Genomic DNA, 17,390 nt, shown 5'->3' on the forward strand with positions numbered 1-17,390 from the left:
AGCGTTCGCAAGAATTCATTTTTCGAGAATGCTAGTTGCACCTAATCTCCGTGTCCAGAGCGGGAGATCCCATGCCAATCACGACGCCGTTGACGGAGCTTCTCGGGATCAGGCATCCGATCCTGCTGGCGCCGATGGATATCGTCGCCGGCGGTCGCCTGGTGACGGCCGTGAGCCGTGCCGGCGGATTTGGCATTCTGGGCGGCGGCTATGGCGAGAATGCGTGGCTGGTGCAGGAGACGGCGAAGCTCGCGGCATTAGATGCGCCGTTCGGGATCGGCTTTATCACCTGGAGCCTCGCCAAACGCCCCGAACTTCTCGATGTCGCGCTCGCAGCAAAGCCGTCCGCGATCATGCTCTCGTTCGGCGATCCCGCGCCGTTCGCAGCGAAAATCGCATCAGCCGGCGCGCGGTTGATCTGCCAGGTGCAGGACGAGGCGATGGCGCGGCAAGCGCTCGATGCCGGCGCCGATATTCTGGTCGCGCAGGGGACAGAGGCGGGCGGCCACGGCGCCTGGCGCACCACCATCGATCTCGTACCTGCCATTGTCGATCTGGCCGTGGGCCGTGTGCCTGTGGTGGCGGCCGGCGGCATCGCCGACGGTCGCGGTCTCGCCGCCATGATGATGCTGGGCGCAAGCGGCGTGCTGCTCGGCACACGCTTCTATGCAAGCCAGGAGGCCGACGGTGCCGACGAGGCCAAACGGCGCATCTGTGCAGCGAACAGCGGTTCCACGGTTCGCGGCATCATCTTCGATCTCTCGCGCAACAATGTCTGGCCGGCGCCGTTCACGGGACGGTGTCTGGTCAATGACCACGCCCGTCGCTGGATCGGGCGCGAGGTCGAGCTGGTGCAGAATGTCGCCGCAGTCGCGGCGGAGTATGCGGCCGCGAAAGTCTCGGGCGATTTTGATATTGCCGCGGTCATTGCGGGAGAAGCGGTCGGCCTGATCCATGATATTCCACCGGCGGCCGAGATCGTCGAACGGATTGCGTCCGAGGCCGAACAGTTGCTGGCCGGCCGACGCAACTCCATCGCCTCGCTCGCCTGAACCAGGAGAGACCCACCATGTGGCCCGACCGTCGACTGATCGATCTGTTCAAGACCGAATTCCCGATCGTGCTGGCGCCGATGGCTGGTGTGATGGATGCCGAGCTGGTGATCGCGGTGGCTGAAGGCGGCGGGCTCGGCTCGCTGCCGAGCGCGATGCTGTCACCGGAGAAGGCGCGCGAGCAGGTCAACATCATTCGCCAGCGCGTGAAGGCGCCGGTGAACATGAATTTCTTCTGCCACACGCCGGTCGATCTCACGCCGGAGGCCGAAGCGCACTGGAAGAGGCGGCTCGCGGGCTACTACACCGAGCATGGACTCGATCCGGCGGCGCCGATCAATGCGGCCAACCGGGCACCGTTCGATGCCGCCTTCTGCGAGGTCGTCGAGGAGCTGAAGCCGGAGATCGTCAGCTTCCATTTCGGCCTGCCGGAGCAAGCGCTGCTCAAGCGCGTCAAGGCGGCGGGCTGTCTCGTCATCTCGTCTGCTACGACGGTGAAGGAGGCGGTCTGGCTCGAACAGCGCGGCGTTGACGCCGTGATTGCCCAGGGCGCCGAAGCGGGCGGCCATCGCGGCATGTTCCTGACCGACAAGATTGCGGAGCAGCCCGGCACCTTTGCGCTGGTGCCGCAGGTTGCCGATGCCGTGAAGGTGCCCGTCATCGCGGCGGGCGGCATCGCGGACGGGCGCGGCATCGCCGCGGCCTTCGCGCTCGGTGCATCCGGCGTGCAGATCGGCAGCGCCTATCTGCGCTGTCCCGAGTCCAAGGTCAGCGCAGGCGGCCGCAAGGCGCTGGCCGAGGCGCGGGACGATTCCACCGTCATCACCAACGTCATGACCGGCCGCCCGGCGCGCGGCGTGCAGAACCGCCTGATGCGCGAGGCCGGCCCGATCTCGCCGGATGCGCCGCCGTTTCCTCATGCGGCTACCGCGCTGGGGCCGCTCAAGGCGGCGGCCGAAAAGCAGGGCAAGGTGGACTTCACCAACCTGTGGGCTGGGCAGGCCGTGGCGCTGGGCCGCGAGGTCCCTGCGGCCGAATTGACCCGGGATTTCGCCAAATCGGCGCTGGCGCGCCTCCGCCAGATGGCCGGGTAGCGTCCGCCGCCGGTTGCGGCGCAAAACCGGCCTCTGCTATACGGCACATGAGTTTTGCCGTGAGAGGCCTTATATAATGTCCGTCGACGCCGCTACCGTCCGCCGCATCGCGCATCTGGCGCGCATTGCGGTTTCCGAGGACGAGGTTCCGCATCTGCAAGGCGAGCTCAACGCCATGCTCGCCTTTGTCGAGCAGCTCTCGGAGGTCGATGTCGAGGGCGTGGAGCCGATGACCTCGGTCACCCCGATGCAGATGAAGAAGCGGCAAGACGTGGTCAATGACGGCGAGATCGCCGACGATATCGTTGCCAACGCGCCTGCGACCGAAGGTCACTTCTTTCTCGTGCCCAAAGTCGTCGAGTAACTGTTAGGACGCCGTGCGATGTGCCTGCTTTGCGACGATGAGAAGGCCTATCAGGCCTACATGAACTACCTCGACAAGATGGAGCGGCAGGGCAAGGCTGCCGATCCCAATGTCGCCGTCAACGCCGTGCTCGACGAAATGCAAGCCGCCGCGAACGCGGCCGCCAAAAAAGACGACCCGGCCAACGACAAGACCCTGTCTCCGTTCTTCTGCAGCCCGATCAATAAATGACCGATTTGACATCGCTGACGCTCGCCGAGGCCCGCAAGGGTCTCGCCGACAAGACTTTCACGTCGCTCGAGCTGACCGACGCGCATCTTTCCGCGATCGAGAAGGCGCGCGTGCTCAATGCCTTCGTGATGGAGACGCCCGACCAGGCGCGCAGCATGGCGCGCGAGGCGGACGCCAGGATCGCCAAGGGGGACGCCGGCCCGCTCGCCGGCATCCCGCTCGGCATCAAGGACCTGTTCGCGACCAGGGGCGTGCGCACCACGGCGTGCTCGAAGATCCTCGGCAATTTCGTGCCGACCTACGAGTCCACCGTCACCTCGCAGCTCTGGCGCGATGGTGCCGTGATGCTCGGCAAGCTCAACAATGACGAGTTCGCGATGGGCTCGGCGAACGAGACCTCGTGCTTCGGTCCCGTCGGCAATCCCTGGCGACGTGAGGGGAGCAACACGACTCTGGTGCCGGGCGGCTCGTCCGGCGGCTCGGCCTCGGCCGTCGCCGCGCTGCTGTGCATGGGCGCGACCGCGACCGACACCGGCGGCTCGATCCGCCAGCCGGCCGCGTTCACCGCCACCGTCGGCATCAAGCCGACCTATGGCCGCTGCTCGCGGTGGGGCATCGTCGCCTTCGCGTCCTCGCTCGACCAGGCTGGTCCGATCGCGCGCAGCACGCGCGATGCAGCCATGCTGCTGCGCTCGATGGCCGGCCACGATCCGAAGGATACGACCTCGGTCGACATTGCCGTGCCTGACTACGAGGCTGCGATCGGCAAGTCCGTGAAGGGCATGAAGATCGGAGTCCCCAGGGAGTATCGTCTCGACGGCATGCCGGCCGAGATCGAGAAGCTCTGGAGCGAGGGCGCAGCCTGGCTGAAGGCGGCCGGCGCAGAACTGGTCGAGGTGTCGCTGCCCCACACCAAGTACGCGCTGCCGGCCTACTATATCGTGGCGCCGGCGGAGGCCTCGTCGAACCTCGCGCGCTACGACGGCGTCCGCTACGGCCTGCGCGAGCAGGCCAAGAACATCATCGAGCTCTACGAGAATACCCGCGCCGAAGGATTTGGCGCCGAAGTGCGCCGCCGCGTCATGATCGGCACCTATGTGCTCTCGGCCGGCTATTACGACGCCTATTACCTGCGCGCCCAGAAGGTGCGCACGCTGATCAAGAGGGACTTTGAGGATTGCTTCGCCAAGGGCATCAACGCGATCCTGACCCCGGCGACGCCGTCGGCCGCCTTCGGCATCGGCGAGAAGGGCGGTGCCGATCCCGTCGAGATGTACCTCAACGATATCTTCACGGTGACGGTGAACATGGCGGGCCTGCCGGGCATCGCCGTGCCCGCCGGCAAGGATAGCCAGGGCCTGCCGCTCGGCCTGCAACTGATCGGCCGTCCGTTCGAGGAGGAGACGCTGTTCTCGCTCGGCGAGGTGATCGAGCAGGCCGCCGGCCGCTTCACGCCCGCGAGGTGGTGGTGAATGCCGCCGACTTCATCGCAAGCCTCGACGGCGCGGCGCCCGCGCCTGGCCTGACCGCGCCGCTCGCCGGTCTCTGGTGGGCGGCGAAGGGCGACTGGGACGAGGCGCACAGGATAGTTCAGGACGACACCAGCCGCGACGCTGCCTGGGTGCACGCCTATCTGCACCGCGTCGAAGGCGATCTCGGCAATGCCGGCTACTGGTACCGGCAGGCCGGTAAGCCTGCGGCCAAGGATTCATTGGAAGCGGAGTGGGAGCGGATCGCTGTCACGCTGCTCGGGAGCACAACATGAGCACGGCCACGCACAAGCTTCTCAAGGGAGCCACCGGCGATTGGGAGATGGTCATCGGCATGGAGATCCATGCCCAGGTGACGTCGAACTCAAAGCTGTTCTCGGGGGCGTCGACCGCATTCGGCGGTGAGCCGAACACTCATGTGTCGCTCGTCGATGCGGCGATGCCGGGCATGCTGCCTGTGATCAACGAGGAATGTGTCAGGCAGGCTGTCCGGACCGGGCTCGGGCTCAACGCAAAGATCAATCTGCGTTCGGTGTTCGACCGGAAGAACTATTTCTATCCGGACCTGCCGCAGGGCTACCAGATCAGCCAGTACAAGTCGCCCGTGGTGGGCGAGGGCGAAGTTCTGGTCGAACTCGACGGCGGCCGCAGCGTTTCGGTCGGCATCGAGCGGCTGCATCTCGAGCAGGACGCCGGCAAGTTGCTGCACGACCGGTCGCCGACGATGACCAATGTGGATCTCAACCGCTCCGGCGTGGCGCTGATGGAGATCGTCTCCAAGCCCGACATCCGCGATGCCGAGCAGGCCAAGGCCTATGTGACCAAGCTCCGCTCGATCCTGCGCTATCTCGGCACCTGCGACGGCGACATGGAGAAAGGGAGCTTGCGCGCCGACGTCAACGTCTCCGTTCGCAAGCCCGGCGCACCGCTCGGCACCCGCTGCGAGATCAAGAACATGAACTCGATCAACTTCATCGGCCAGGCGATCGAGTTCGAGGCGCGCCGCCAGATCGAAATTCTCGAGGATGGTGGTGCGATCGACCAGGAGACGCGGCTCTACGACCCCAACAAGGGCGAGACGCGCTCGATGCGCTCGAAGGAAGAGGCGCACGACTACCGCTACTTCCCCGATCCGGATCTGCTGCCGCTGGAGTTCTCGCAAAGCTTCGTCGACGAGCTGAAGGCGAAGCTGCCGGAACTGCCGGACCAGAAGAAGGCGCGCTTTGTCGCAGACTTCGGCCTGTCGGCTTACGACGCGAGCGTTCTCGTCGCCGAGCGCGAGAGCGCGGTGTTCTATGAGACGGTGCTCGACAAGCTCGCCGACCGCGCCCGCGACGGCAAGATGGCGGCGAACTGGGTGATCAACGAGCTGTTCGGCCGTCTCAACAAGGAAGGCCGGGATATTACGGGTTCTCCCGTCACGTCCGAGCAGCTCTCAGGGATCATCGACCTGATCGGCGAGGGGACGATATCAGGCAAGATCGCCAAGGATCTGTTCGAGATCGTCTGGCAGGAGGGCGGCGACCCGCGTGCGCTGGTCGAAAGCCGCGGCATGAAGCAGGTGACGGATCTTTCGGCGATCGAAAAGGTTGTCGACGACATCATCGCGGCCAATCCCGACAAGGCCGCGCAGGTGAAGGACAAGCCGCAGTCGCTCGGCTGGTTCGTCGGCCAGGTGATGAAGTCTTCAGGCGGCAAGGCGAACCCGCAAGCGGTCAACGAACTGCTCAAGTCCAAGCTCGGCGTCTGATCTCGCGCGTTCGGACGAGGTGGCGATACGCTTCGTCACCTCGCTTCGCGTCGCGATGCGGCGCTCGCACGCGTCATCGACGGCAATCATCATCCGCTCAAGGGCGCGCAGCGCCACCGAATCGCAGGTCGCGCGATTCGCTCGAAACGGCGACTTGCTCGCGCTCTGGCGAGCGCTTCCGCCGTTAAGCATGAAAATAATTTCGTTGCCAAAACTTCCGACTCAGAGTCCGCGACTCCGTCTCGCGACGCCATCGCGCGCTTCGCGGTGTCCGTCGTCGCGCTGATCGCATGTGGTGCGCGTGCGCAGAATCATCCTTGCTACATAGTGTTTTCCTGCAATCGTTGCGCTCGACGACGTCGATGTTGCGAGATGCATCTGCAATCGCAGACACGTGCCGCTGCCGACGGGCAAATCAAGCGCGGCTGTCGCACGCTCGCCACGTCGTCAACACTTCCTTAAGTGAGAAGATGTTTTTTTCGTCGTGTTGGTGTATTCGGGGTGAGTGCATTCGATCCCCGAATGCGCGCAGCGATTAAAGCCATCTCACACATCGGAGGGCAACATGGCCAAGAAAGCGAAGAAGGCGAAGAAGGCGAAGAGCGCAGTGAAGAAGACTGCGAAGAAGACCCGCAAGGTCGCGAAGAAGAAGAAGTAACTTCGCTTCTGAAGTTGCCGGCTCTTCGTAGCCGGCACGTCATCAGCGCCTTTCGGGGTTCTGGTCGACGATAGAGGGTGTCGGCGAGACATCAGGTCAACGGTCGGATCGTCAGCTTCGCGAGTTCGCTCGTCAAAGTCCGGTCCGGCAGAAGAAACAAGTTTTCTTCGTTCGGTGCGGGTCTCCTTCAAAAGGGCTCCGCAATTCCACAAGCGGCCTTCGGGCTCATTTGGAATCTGGTCCTGACGTGTTCGCCGACGCCCTCGTTCCCTGAGGCCGGGGTATTGCCGGCAATCCCTTTTCCCCACATTGTTGATCTGATCACGACCGCAGCCGCATGATCTCGGCCGAGGTGCTTCGGCCGTTCTGCCCTGAGGCAGGCGAGGGCTGAGGCCCGGTTGCGCGTTGTTTGCGCGACGCTCCTCCATGCGCGGTGTCATCGCCCGGCTCCGACCGGGCGATCCTGTACGCCGAGATGTCAGTGGTTGAATCGATGAGCCGCGGCGTACTGGATTCCCCGCCTGCGCGGGGAATGTGGGCGGACGCGGTGCGCCACCGTGCGCGATGGTTATCGATGTCCTGAAGCCGCAGGGTAAACCGAATCTGACGAATCGCAGAAGTGCCTGCAAATCGTGGACTTCTTCAATCGTCCGCGTTTGCGGCGCGGCCTCGCGTTTACGTCTGCTTCATCGCGATACTTAAACTGCCATTCAAATTTGCCCGCCATCATCGCCTCCAACAAGCCGGCAAACGGCAACGGGCAAGAAGCCCTGGGGATGAGTTGAACAGCGCGCGGCCCGGAAGGGTCACGCACATCAGAGTTGGACGGGAGCCGCGCTCGGGGGAACGAGGCGGCCTAAGAAAAAAAGGGGATGCGTTATGTTTCAGGGTACTTTCGATCTCGAGACGGCAACGCCGATCGATGCAAGCGCGCTGTCGGACGTTCTGTTCGAGCGCGGGATCTACTGGGCGAGCGGCCGCTCCGGCCTCGTCGATCTCGTCGCCGCGCACAAATGGTTCAACCTCGCAGCCCTGAAGGGCCGCAAGGACGCCGTCGCGCTGCGCCAGGAAGTGGCAGGCCAGATGTCGGAGACCGAGATCTCGGCTGCGCAGCGTGAGGCGAGGGCTTGGGTGTCCGCGCACTGAGCCGAGCAGTTCATCCGGCCCGGTGGTTCTACGGGGCGCAGGAATTGCGCTGAATCAAGTTCGCAGGGCGTATCGCCATCTAGACCTGCGCGGCATGAGCGATTCCGACAACAGCGACCCGGGACCGAGTCCAAGACCGCGCGAATGGCTGCCGATTCAGATCGCGCCCGACGATTGCGATCTGGAACTCGGACGGCCGCACAAGTCAGGCATTCTGCCGCTGACCTTTCCATGCCGCCGCAAGGGCGGCGTGTGGTTCAATGTCTGGGCGAACGAGGCCGTGCTGATATCGCCTTCGCACTGGCGGGTCTGGCGATCGCGCATCTAGGTATGCGCACACTTATATATAAGGTGAGCGCGAATCGGGTTGAGATCGGCCGCGCGGAACCTTGCGCCTAGCCTTTGCCCCGACGGCTTTCATATGAAGACACGCGACAGAGCTGGAATCTGCGGCTGGGTGGCGGAGAGAGAGGGATTCGAACCCTCGATACAGCTTGAGACCGTATGACGCTTTAGCAAAGCGTTGCCTTCAGCCACTCGGCCACCTCTCCGGTGCGAGCCTTATGCATCTAATTGCTTGGGCCGGTCAATTTGGAAGCGTGTGTTTTCGTTCAAATATTCCCAACGAATTCCGCATCACTGCGCGCCGATAGAGATGGTTTGCTGTCCGGTTGCGAAACATTGAGTCGAAAGAGCTGACCAGGATCCAGCGCGATTGGAAGAGGCGACGTCGAAGGGGTCGCGCAAAACGTCATCCATCTCGCGTTAAGCGATTGAATTCACTAGAAAGTTCATGCGGAGGCACGGCGCCCTGCAAGGCGTCACACCGGCTGGCTGCTGCGTCCGAGGCTTATGAAGGGCTGTCCGCCGGGCGACGTCGTCCGTGGCCGCCGGCCCTGATGTCCCGATCCCCCGAGCGACTTCAACTCGCGCAAAGGGGCGGCGCTGCGGTGGTCGCGCCGGTCGCTTTGCGTAGCCCCCTGAGATCACCGAGAGTTACGGCGCATTACGCATCCCCCGAGTCGCGCGCATCGATCCCATGATTCGAACGCGTCGGAGCCGGCTCTGTGCGTAAGCCGGCGCGCGTACGGCTGGACCGGGAATTTCGACGGCAAATGGAACCGTTCAGAAAGCGGTAATGAAAACAATGTGTTACCGGCGCAGTTTGATCACATCTGCGTGTTATTTGTGCAACACTTTCAGGGAAACACGCTTCGTGGACCCGTTTCGGAGCGTTCTGTTGTTGTGTGTGCAAGGACGTTCGGTAATTGTGATCGGGCGACGGAGGGGGGCATCCCAAGGTCGTCCCGTTTAGGTCTTTCGCTTAAGTAGACCTAAGCAATGAGGATGCGTTGAATTTCAACGACTTTTCGCGGGTAGCTCAAACGGCTTTGTACAATGGTTTGTACGGGGCCTTCAACTTGGAGGTTTAACATGAAGTTCAAGGGCCTTTTGCTCGGTTCTGCGGCAACGCTGCTTGCCGTTGGCGGAGCACAAGCGGCTGATCTTCCCGTAAAGGCCAAGGCGGTCGAATACGTGAAGATCTGCTCGCTCTACGGTGCGGGTTTCTATTACATGCCGGGCACCGACACCTGTATCAAGCTGGGTGGTTACGTCCGCGCTGACGCCGTTTTTGGTGGCGCTGGAGACTATAACTTCAACGCTAACGGCCCGACGGTCAACGGTGGCTCGAACAACCGTCTGACGAACTACTACTACACCCGCGCTCGTATGGACTTGAACGTCGATACCCGCACGGCGACCGAGTACGGTGTTGTTCGTACCTATGCTGACATGATCTTCAGCTACGATACCGGTCAGGTGACCGGCAGCAGCCCGACGACGTTCGCAGCCGGTGGCGCCACGCTCGGCCTCTACCATGCGTTCATCCAGTTCGCTGGCTTCACCATGGGCCGCACTGTCTCGATCTTCGACGCTCCGTGGCAGAGCTATCCGGCTGGCGGTCCCGATACCATTCCGGGCGGCTCCAACCACGTCACCGGTATCAACCAGTTCGCCTATACTGCTGATTTCGGTCAGGGCATCACTGGCTCGCTCGCCTTGGAGAGCCCCGATACTCAGTCCAACGGTAACGGCAACCTCTGGAACACCGCGGGCTTTGCGGCCAGCAGCGCCGTTAGTGGCGCGGGTGCCATTGTGACCACTAGCGCAGCTACCAATGCCGGCAACGCCCTCATCGCGGGACAGTACGGTGTGAGCTCTGCAGGTGGCACGCGCTCGCCCGATATCATCGGCGCTCTTCGTGTTGACCAAGCTTGGGGTCTTGCCCAGTTGTCGGCTGGCGCCCATGAATTGCATGCTGCCTACTACGGTACGACGGAACCCACGTTCCACCCGTCCGACAAGTGGGGTTGGGCTGTGCAGGGCGCCTTGTCGATCAAGAACATCCCGACTGGCGCGGGTGATTCGATCAACTTGCAGGCCGTCTACACTGATGGCATGAGCAAAGAAAACTTCCAGGTCCTGTTCCCGGCTCAGTTCTCCATCTACAGCGGCTCGGGCATCGGCGCCTACCAGAGCCTCGGTTTCGCGGGCATCGCTGACGGCGTCTTCGGCGCTGGCGGCAGCATCGAGACCGTCAAGACCTGGGGCTTCCGCGGTGGCTACACCCACAACTGGACCCCGAACTGGGCGAGCGCAATCTACGGTGGCTATGCTTCGTTGAGCTACAGCGGAGCAGGTAAGGCTTTGATCTGCGGTAACTTTGTTGCTGCTTTCGGTGCCGCCACTGCGACCTGTAACCCGGACTTCAACTTCGGCGTTATCGGCGTCAACACCGTCTGGACCCCGGTCAAGAACCTGGCGTTCACGGGTGACCTGAGCTGGTCTCGCCTGGATCAGAAGTACTCTGGCACAATCGCGACCCCGGCCGTTTCGGCCATTGCGAAGCCGGCTGCTGTGTATGAGCTGAAGGATCAGAACTCCCTGACCCTGATGCTCCGCGCTCAGCGGACCTTCTGATCTGATCTAACAAATCTGATCGAGAGCCCTCGGCGGGAAACTGCCGGGGGTTTTTTTGTGGTCAGAATGGCTCCGTGTGCAGTCCGTTGGAAGCCGCGTATGTTAACCCGCACATCCCGTATCATTGGGTCTACCCTTCCGAGACATTCACCTGAGACACAAGTAACGTCTCAATAGAGTTGACATTTGAATTTCGAGACGCCAATGTCTCGTGGTCTAAACTCTAATGAGACAGGACTGGCGAATGACCATCATCGGGTACGCCCGCGTGAGCACCACCGATCAACACCTCGACCTCCAAGAGAACGCATTGCGCGCAGCAGGCTGCGACCTCATCCGTTCGGAGAAGCGCAGCGGCACCACCACCACCGGCCGCGCAGAACTTCGCACCGTGCTGGACTTCCTCCGCTCCGGTGACGTGCTCATGGTGACAAGGATCGACAGGCTCGCCCGCAGCATCGGAGACCTTCAGGACATCGTGCGCACCGTGAAGGCGTGTGGCGCCTCGCTGAAAGCTACAGAGCAGCCCATCGACACCAGCACCGCAGCAGGCAAGTGCTTCTTGGACATGCTCGGCGTGTTCGCTGAATTCGAGACCAACCTACGGCGCGAGCGCCAACTGGAAGGCATTGCGGACGCTAAGGCGCGTGGCGTCTACAAGGGCCGCAAGCCTTCGGTGGACGTTGCGAAGGTGAAGGCGATGCACGCGGAAGGCAAAGGACCGTCAGCCATCGCGAAGGAGCTTGGGATAGGCCGCGCCTCGGTCTACCGCGCCCTTGAAGACAAGGACGGCTAAGCGCCGCCCAGCTGATCAGCAGCTAAGGAGCCTCCGGGACGGGAATGGAACCTTTCTTGGAAACTTTGGCCATCCCCGCCTTCGCAAACTCTGGGCTAAAGCCCTCGGCCCCAGCTCAGCTGAACAGGGCAGTGTGCTTCCGTAGAGTACCGACAGGAAAGCCAGGAGAGGTGAAGGAGAACAAGAATACGTGGTAGTTTAGTACCATCCTCCATGTGCCACAGGGAAGGCTGCTGGTGATGGTTTGGTCAAGGCTATGATGGCCCGGACATAGAGCGCGCCAACGCCCCTACGCGATTCCTAGGGTTGTATAGAGGCATTGCTCCTATTCCCTGCGGCTCTCCAAAGCCAGGTTCTCAGCTGTGCGCACATATACGGCGGCGCACTAGCCCAACCATGATCCGGCCCGAGGGGCGGGCTTCACGGCCAAATTCGTTCTCCGTTATAGGCGATGTGCGCTGTGGTCTATTTTCTAGCTAGTAGCTAACCTTCTATCTCTCCCTAGGGGTCTAGGCTCTATGGGTTTGGGGGTAGGGGTAAGGGCGGCGGCATCAAGGCACGAAAAGGCGTTCTCCCTGCCTGCTATTGATTTTGAGGCTAGCACGGGCGGGGATTTGCCCGACGCGGAAATGGCCACCGAAAGCTCCCGTCAACGCCATAGCGCCTTGGCGCTCATACTGTTCGGGAACAATCAGGCTATCATGCACCGCTAAGCTCGGTACGCCATCCCGCATCAGCCCCTGCATAGCAGCGACGATGACGCGGCTCTCTTCAAACATAAGATCAGCCCAAGTGCGGACCCGGCCATCTTTTAGCGGCTGGCCCCATCGGCCCATAAGCGGGTGGTGCTTGGTTATCAACTCGCCTAGCTGCACCGGAGGGTATCGATCGGTGTCCAAAGGATGGCCGTGCTCTAGCTCGTAGTCCTTCAGAATGACTGTAGGCCACTTGCGCAGCGGCCCACTGCTCCCGAATGTCGCAGCCACCCACAGCTTCACGACGGCGCGCGCCTCCTCGCCAAGTCCGGGGATCACGTAAGGGTCGTGGTCTTTATCGAGTTGCACGCCATGCCAAAGGTGGAAGATGGTCAGGTAGCTGGCTCGCAGATCAATCTCGACTACCGGCGAGCCGTTGATGGTCATCTCAAGGCGCTTCTTGCCGGACTGCTGTTAATAGTTTCTGTCTGCTGGTTGGCTGTACAATCGCCCACCCTGATCCCAATTGAAGTTCGCGGCATCGCCGTTCTGGAAGATGCGAACGTAGCCGCGATGTATGCAGCCGCCACCGAAGGTCTGCTGCGCAAGAAACTCATTCAGCACCTGCACCTCCGCTTCCAACTTTAGCGACAGGTCCGTGTGCTCAAACTTCATGACGCGACCTTGGACCTTGCGGCCTGCGTCCCATGTGCTCGCGGTGCGCTTCTGAAGCGGTTGCTTCGGCAAACCATAGTCGAAGTGGTCTACTGCGTTCTCCAAGCTAATGCCGTGCTCGCCTGCCAGCTCTATGAGCTTCGTGGTCGGACGATAGCGCGAAGCCATTCGACGGCTGGCCAACGCCGGTCCGTCTTCGTCAAATCGGACCCAATGGCTAACGACACCGCCATAATGCTCCACAAGGCCAAGCTCTCGCATGGCTTGTTGGAGAGGAACGAAAGCCTTTGCGCCAATCACCGCCCCCGTGAAGCTGTCCTTCTTGAGTGACCGATAAACCCATTTGCCCTCAGCGCTCAGCAGATCAGCTAGGAAAGCCGCGATAGCTGGCTTGAGCTTCTTGCGGTTCCTCTTGGGCTCCCCGAAAAACTCCGTGTGGGCTAGTAGTTGCAGCACCTGTTCGTTGACGGCCTCGGTGAGAGCCTGCGCGGCTGCGGTGCTCGGGTGCCCCTCAAGGGAAGCGAAAGTAGCATCGCGCAGTTCGTCTCCCATAGTTGCCTCGGTCTCCGGGGCAGCGGGCAGTGTGTTCTTCGGCAACGTAGTGTCTTCCCTTCTTCGGCGCACCAAGGTTTCTCATCAGGATACCAAGGTGCGCCGTTTTCCTTTACTGACAGGTCGTGTTCGTCCCGCCGATGCCATTAGGCATGGTGGAGCAGTGAACCGTAGGCGGGTTGATGCTCTGCAATAGAGCGCCCGATTGATTGCGGTCGCGAGCCCAGCAGCCAGCGATGATAACTACTGTTGCTGATGTCCTGTGCGGTCCGGCCACTGACACATTGCGCTCTATTTCGGCAAGCACCATTAGTCGAGCTTGTAGCGAGGAAAGCGCTTCATCGCCTCGGCAAGATCCTCGGGCGTGGGGGTAGTATACCTTCTACCTGTTGTTGGGGGTGCGTGGCCCGTGATGGCGTCGCTGTATCGCTCATCAATGGCAACTCGGGCGGCCATTGCCTTGAAAGTGTGACGCCAGGCATGGTTCGGGCCAACTTCCATGTCCGTTATGCCGAGCGAGCGAACCCAAGTACCCACTTGAGCCCTCATGCGCTCGGCCGGGCTCTGACGTGGGCCACCACTGGCGCGTTCTTTCTTTGGCGTCATATAGAAGAGGGGAGCGCCTTTGGCACTTGCTACAAACTCAACGAAGCCCAGCTCGATCAAGTGCTCATGGAGCGGGACAGTGCGCGCCTTTCGCGTCTTAATTTTCCCTGCGGAAGGTGTCAGTCTCGCGAAATAGACGCCATCTCGCTGTTGAATGTCGCCGGGACGAAGCTGAGTGATTTCTCCGGCGCGAGCGCCAGTATAAGCACAAATCCACGGCACCCATCGACAAGCGCGTTCAGTCAGAGACTTCGTGTCATCGCATTTCAAGGCAGCCGACAAGATAATCTTGACCTCTGCTGCTTCGAAAGCCTTGGTTTCGCGTTCGACATTTTTGCGAGGGACGGTGATATGCACTTGAGGGAACGGGTTGCTATCGACAATCTTCTCCAAGACGCCCCACGCGAAGACCGTCTTGAGGGCCGTGCGCCAAGCCGTCGCGACTGTGTTGGCCGAGCGGTCTTCACTGACCAAACTGTTCATCCAGGCCTTGGCCTGATCGTAACTGATACTCCTCACATCAGGGAAATGCCGACCTGCTTCTTTGAAAACCGTTGCCCAACGATAGACCGTACCTTCGGCAGGCTGCACTGCTTTTGCCCAAGCGCCGAAAAGCTCCATCGCTGTGACAGGCGCTGCCGTGGCGTCCCCTTGCTCGAACTGAGGGAACACCTGCGGATGACTATCCGGCGTGTAGTCTCCACGCGCGAGCGCTTCAAGGCGCTGGAACGCGGGAAGGAGATTGTCGCTCACCGCGTCCACGAACAGGTTCGTTGCGTCGGGGCTTAGTCTCAGGCCGTGCTCAAGCAAGAACGCCGTAGTCTGAGCCTCGATTGCGATTGCAGGGCGCACCTCAGCTCGCACCTCTGGACTGAGTTTCCAGTCCCAATTTGGATCATCCTTTGGTCGCTGCTCATATTCCTCCGGAGCATGGGGGCGAAGCACATCCCAGACTAATGTGTCTCCCAGGTTCCGCCAGTGAGCTGGGGTACGAAGGTCGCGCTCGTGCTTGGAAACGAACCACGCATACCACTTGCCAGCCAGCGCGTAGGCGGCCTGTCGGGTGAGGGGTTGCGCTCCGTTCTTCTTTGCTGCCCGAAGGGCTCCGACGCGGGTTTCGATATCCGCCAGCCACTCGCCGAAGCGCGCTCGGGCTTCATGCTCTGACGCGCCTGCTTCTAAGCGAAACTTCTCTTCCCAAGCATTACCGTACTTTGCGGCGTAAGCAGTTCGAATGTCTGCTGGGATTACCTTTCGGGCCACGTAGGCACCTGTGGAAGTTCGCTTCATTCCAGCCATTAACACAGTCATTTTGTACGATGCCTTGTACCTACAGGCATCCAAATAGCTTTGGCAATCAGTAACTTACTGATTTTCCTTACCTCAGCTCACCGAGCGTTCGGATCGCTTAAGTCCCTCGCGTTCATGCGGGTGTGTCCGAAGACGCGAAGGTGACCAAAGCGGTGATTTAGAGGGGGTTGGGGAATTGGCCGTCCGGGTCAGTGACCTTCCCTGAAGAGCAACTTGGAAGTTTAACATGAAGTTGGTTAAGAGCCTTTTGCTCGGCTCAGCGGCGGGTCTGATCGCCGTGGGCGGAGCTCAAGCAGCCGATCTCCCCGTGAAGGCCAAGGCGGTCGAATACGTGAAGATCTGCTCGCTGTACGGTGCGGGTTTCTACTACATGCCGGGCACCGACACCTGCATCAAGCTGGGTGGTTACGTCCGCGCTGACATGGTTCTCGGCGGCGCCGGAGACTATAACTTCAACGCTAACGGCCCGACGCTCAACGGTGGTTCGAACAACCGTCTGACGAACTACTACTACACCCGCGCTCGTATGGACCTCAACGTCGATACGCGTACCGCGACCGAATACGGTGTTGTCCGTACCTACGCTGACATGATCTTCTCGTATGATACGGGTCAGTGGTCCGGCAGCGCTCCGTCGACGTTTACCGCTGGCGGCGTTTCGCTCGGCCTCTACCATGCGTTCATCCAGTTCGCTGGCTTCACCTTCGGCCGCACGGTCTCGATCTTCGACGCTCCGTGGCAGAGCTACAATGCTGGCGGTCCCGATACCATTCCGGGCGGTTCCAACCACGTGACCGGTATCAATCAGGCCGCTTATACCGCTGATTTCGGCCAGGGCATCACCGGTTCGGTCGCCTTGGAAATGCCCGATACGCAGTCGAACGGTGTGGGTAACCTCTGGAACGTTTCGGCCACCACTGCTAACGCGGCGTTCATCACGGGCTCCTACGGCAACAACGGTTGGGGTGGAACGCGTTCGCCCGACATCGTCGGTGCTCTCCGTGTCGACCAGGCCTGGGGTCTGGGCCAGATTTCGGTCGCCGCGCATGAACTGCATGCTGGCTACTACGGCACGACTGAGCCCACCGGTCATCCTTCCGACAAGTGGGGTTGGGCTGTGATGGGCGCATTGTCGATCAAGAACATCCCGACCGGTGCGGGCGACACGATCAACATGAACGCCGTCTACACCGATGGCGACACCCGCGAGAACTTCCAGGTTCTGTTCCCGCAGACCTTCTTCATGTACAGCGGCACGGGCGTGGCTGGCGCTTATCAGAGCATCGGTTTCGCTGGTATCTCTGACGGCGTGTTCAGCTCTGCTGGCGGTGGCATCGAGACCACCAAGAGCTGGGGCTTCCGCGGTGGTTATACCCACAACTGGAACCCGAACTGGGCGAGCGCCATCTACGGCGGTTACGGTGGCGTGAGCTACACCACCAACGCCAAGGCGACGATCTGCGCTGCCTTTGCTCTGGCTGTCACGACTGCCGGTGCGACCTGTAACCCGGACTTCAACTTCGGCGTTATCGGCGTCAACACCGTCTGGACCCCGGTCAAGAACCTGGCGTTCACGGCTGACCTGAGCTGGTCGCATCTCGACCAGAAGTACTCGGGCGTCATCTCGGGTGCGAACACTGCGGTCGCTGCTGCTGCGAAGCCGGTTGCGACGTATGAGCTGAAGGATCAGAACTCGCTGACCCTGCTGCTCCGCGCCAACCGCACCTTCTAAGTTCGACCACTCCACTCGAGCCCCCGGCGGGAAACCGCCGGGGGCTCTTGCTTTTGGGCGGTACGGCGATCGTCCCGTGTCACACCAATCAGGATGACCATCCACGAGGGCAGGGCGGACGAAGTCGACCTCGTCTTTTGAAACGAAAGAGGCCGCCTCGCGAGGCGGCCTCTTCGATTCCTGTGCCCCGCCTCCCTGGCTTCGGGCCAAGGCTCGGCCGATTGTCGAGGCTTTCGATATCGCTCCTGCTTCGACC

General features: G+C 61.5%; 15 protein-coding genes and 1 tRNA gene. 12 read left to right on the forward strand and 4 right to left on the reverse strand.

Annotation, left to right across the window (positions count from 1 at the left end; all coding sequences use genetic code 11):
- Window positions 1-71: 71 nt before the first annotated feature.
- The 9 genes from QY049_RS38195 (at window position 72) to QY049_RS38235 (ending at window position 8,113) form a co-directional block, all read left to right on the forward strand.
- Window positions 72-1,052 (forward strand): nitronate monooxygenase family protein, encoded by a 981-nt coding sequence (locus tag QY049_RS38195; RefSeq protein WP_301270658.1) that lies wholly within the window; start codon window positions 72-74, stop codon window positions 1,050-1,052.
- Window positions 1,053-1,069: 17 nt separating this feature from the next.
- Window positions 1,070-2,146, forward strand: a complete 1,077-nt coding sequence (locus tag QY049_RS38200; RefSeq protein ID WP_258766640.1) for a nitronate monooxygenase family protein — start codon at window positions 1,070-1,072, stop codon at window positions 2,144-2,146.
- Between the two features lie 76 nt (window positions 2,147-2,222).
- On the forward strand, window positions 2,223-2,510 hold the full coding sequence (gene gatC, locus QY049_RS38205; RefSeq protein WP_194482433.1) for an Asp-tRNA(Asn)/Glu-tRNA(Gln) amidotransferase subunit GatC: 288 nt from the start codon (window positions 2,223-2,225) through the stop codon (window positions 2,508-2,510).
- Window positions 2,511-2,528: 18 nt separating this feature from the next.
- On the forward strand, window positions 2,529-2,741 hold the full coding sequence (locus QY049_RS38210; RefSeq protein ID WP_194482434.1) for a hypothetical protein: 213 nt from the start codon (window positions 2,529-2,531) through the stop codon (window positions 2,739-2,741).
- Entirely contained in the window at window positions 2,738-4,213 is a 1,476-nt protein-coding gene (gatA, locus tag QY049_RS38215) for an Asp-tRNA(Asn)/Glu-tRNA(Gln) amidotransferase subunit GatA (RefSeq protein ID WP_301270659.1), read from the forward strand. The genes QY049_RS38210 and gatA overlap by 4 nt, the downstream gene beginning before the upstream one ends.
- Window positions 4,204-4,506 (forward strand): hypothetical protein, encoded by a 303-nt coding sequence (locus tag QY049_RS38220; protein ID WP_301270660.1) that lies wholly within the window; start codon window positions 4,204-4,206, stop codon window positions 4,504-4,506. The genes gatA and QY049_RS38220 overlap by 10 nt, the downstream gene beginning before the upstream one ends.
- A complete protein-coding gene (gene gatB, locus QY049_RS38225) occupies window positions 4,503-5,981 on the forward strand; it encodes an Asp-tRNA(Asn)/Glu-tRNA(Gln) amidotransferase subunit GatB (protein WP_194482437.1) in 1,479 nt (492 codons plus the stop codon). Before QY049_RS38220 ends, gatB begins: the two co-directional genes overlap by 4 nt.
- A gap of 1,537 nt (window positions 5,982-7,518) precedes the next feature.
- A complete protein-coding gene (locus tag QY049_RS38230) occupies window positions 7,519-7,785 on the forward strand; it encodes a hypothetical protein (protein ID WP_301270661.1) in 267 nt (88 codons plus the stop codon).
- Window positions 7,786-7,879: 94 nt separating this feature from the next.
- The gene (locus QY049_RS38235) at window positions 7,880-8,113 is read left to right on the forward strand and encodes a hypothetical protein (protein WP_194482439.1); all 234 of its coding nucleotides are present in this window, start codon (window positions 7,880-7,882) and stop codon (window positions 8,111-8,113) included.
- 130 nt (window positions 8,114-8,243) lie between these two features.
- Here the strand turns inward: QY049_RS38235 and QY049_RS38240 are convergent.
- Window positions 8,244-8,336: transfer RNA gene (locus tag QY049_RS38240), tRNA-Ser, on the reverse strand.
- A gap of 883 nt (window positions 8,337-9,219) precedes the next feature.
- On the opposite strand from QY049_RS38240, the gene QY049_RS38245 reads away from it, so the two are divergent.
- Window positions 9,220-10,767, forward strand: a complete 1,548-nt coding sequence (locus QY049_RS38245) for a porin (RefSeq protein ID WP_301270662.1) — start codon at window positions 9,220-9,222, stop codon at window positions 10,765-10,767.
- A gap of 244 nt (window positions 10,768-11,011) precedes the next feature.
- The gene (locus QY049_RS38250) at window positions 11,012-11,563 is read left to right on the forward strand and encodes a recombinase family protein (RefSeq protein WP_301270663.1); all 552 of its coding nucleotides are present in this window, start codon (window positions 11,012-11,014) and stop codon (window positions 11,561-11,563) included.
- 551 nt (window positions 11,564-12,114) lie between these two features.
- Here the strand turns inward: QY049_RS38250 and QY049_RS38255 are convergent.
- The 3 genes from QY049_RS38255 to QY049_RS38265 all read right to left on the reverse strand — a co-directional run bounded on the left by QY049_RS38255 (window position 12,115) and on the right by QY049_RS38265 (window position 15,390).
- On the reverse strand, window positions 12,115-12,705 hold the full coding sequence (locus tag QY049_RS38255; RefSeq protein WP_301270664.1) for a hypothetical protein: 591 nt from the start codon (window positions 12,703-12,705) through the stop codon (window positions 12,115-12,117).
- A gap of 27 nt (window positions 12,706-12,732) precedes the next feature.
- Window positions 12,733-13,530 (reverse strand): hypothetical protein, encoded by a 798-nt coding sequence (locus QY049_RS38260; protein ID WP_301270665.1) that lies wholly within the window; start codon window positions 13,528-13,530, stop codon window positions 12,733-12,735.
- A gap of 264 nt (window positions 13,531-13,794) precedes the next feature.
- Window positions 13,795-15,390 carry a tyrosine-type recombinase/integrase gene (locus QY049_RS38265; RefSeq protein WP_301270666.1) on the reverse strand — a complete coding sequence of 532 codons (1,596 nt, stop codon included), beginning with the start codon at window positions 15,388-15,390 and terminating at the stop codon, window positions 13,795-13,797.
- Between the two features lie 238 nt (window positions 15,391-15,628).
- On the opposite strand from QY049_RS38265, the gene QY049_RS38270 reads away from it, so the two are divergent.
- Entirely contained in the window at window positions 15,629-17,134 is a 1,506-nt protein-coding gene (locus tag QY049_RS38270) for a porin (RefSeq protein ID WP_301270667.1), read from the forward strand.
- The last annotated feature ends 256 nt before the right edge of the window (window positions 17,135-17,390 follow it).

It is taken from the genome of Bradyrhizobium sp. WYCCWR 13022 (genome assembly GCF_030435535.1).
Taxonomy (GTDB): domain Bacteria; phylum Pseudomonadota; class Alphaproteobacteria; order Rhizobiales; family Xanthobacteraceae; genus Bradyrhizobium.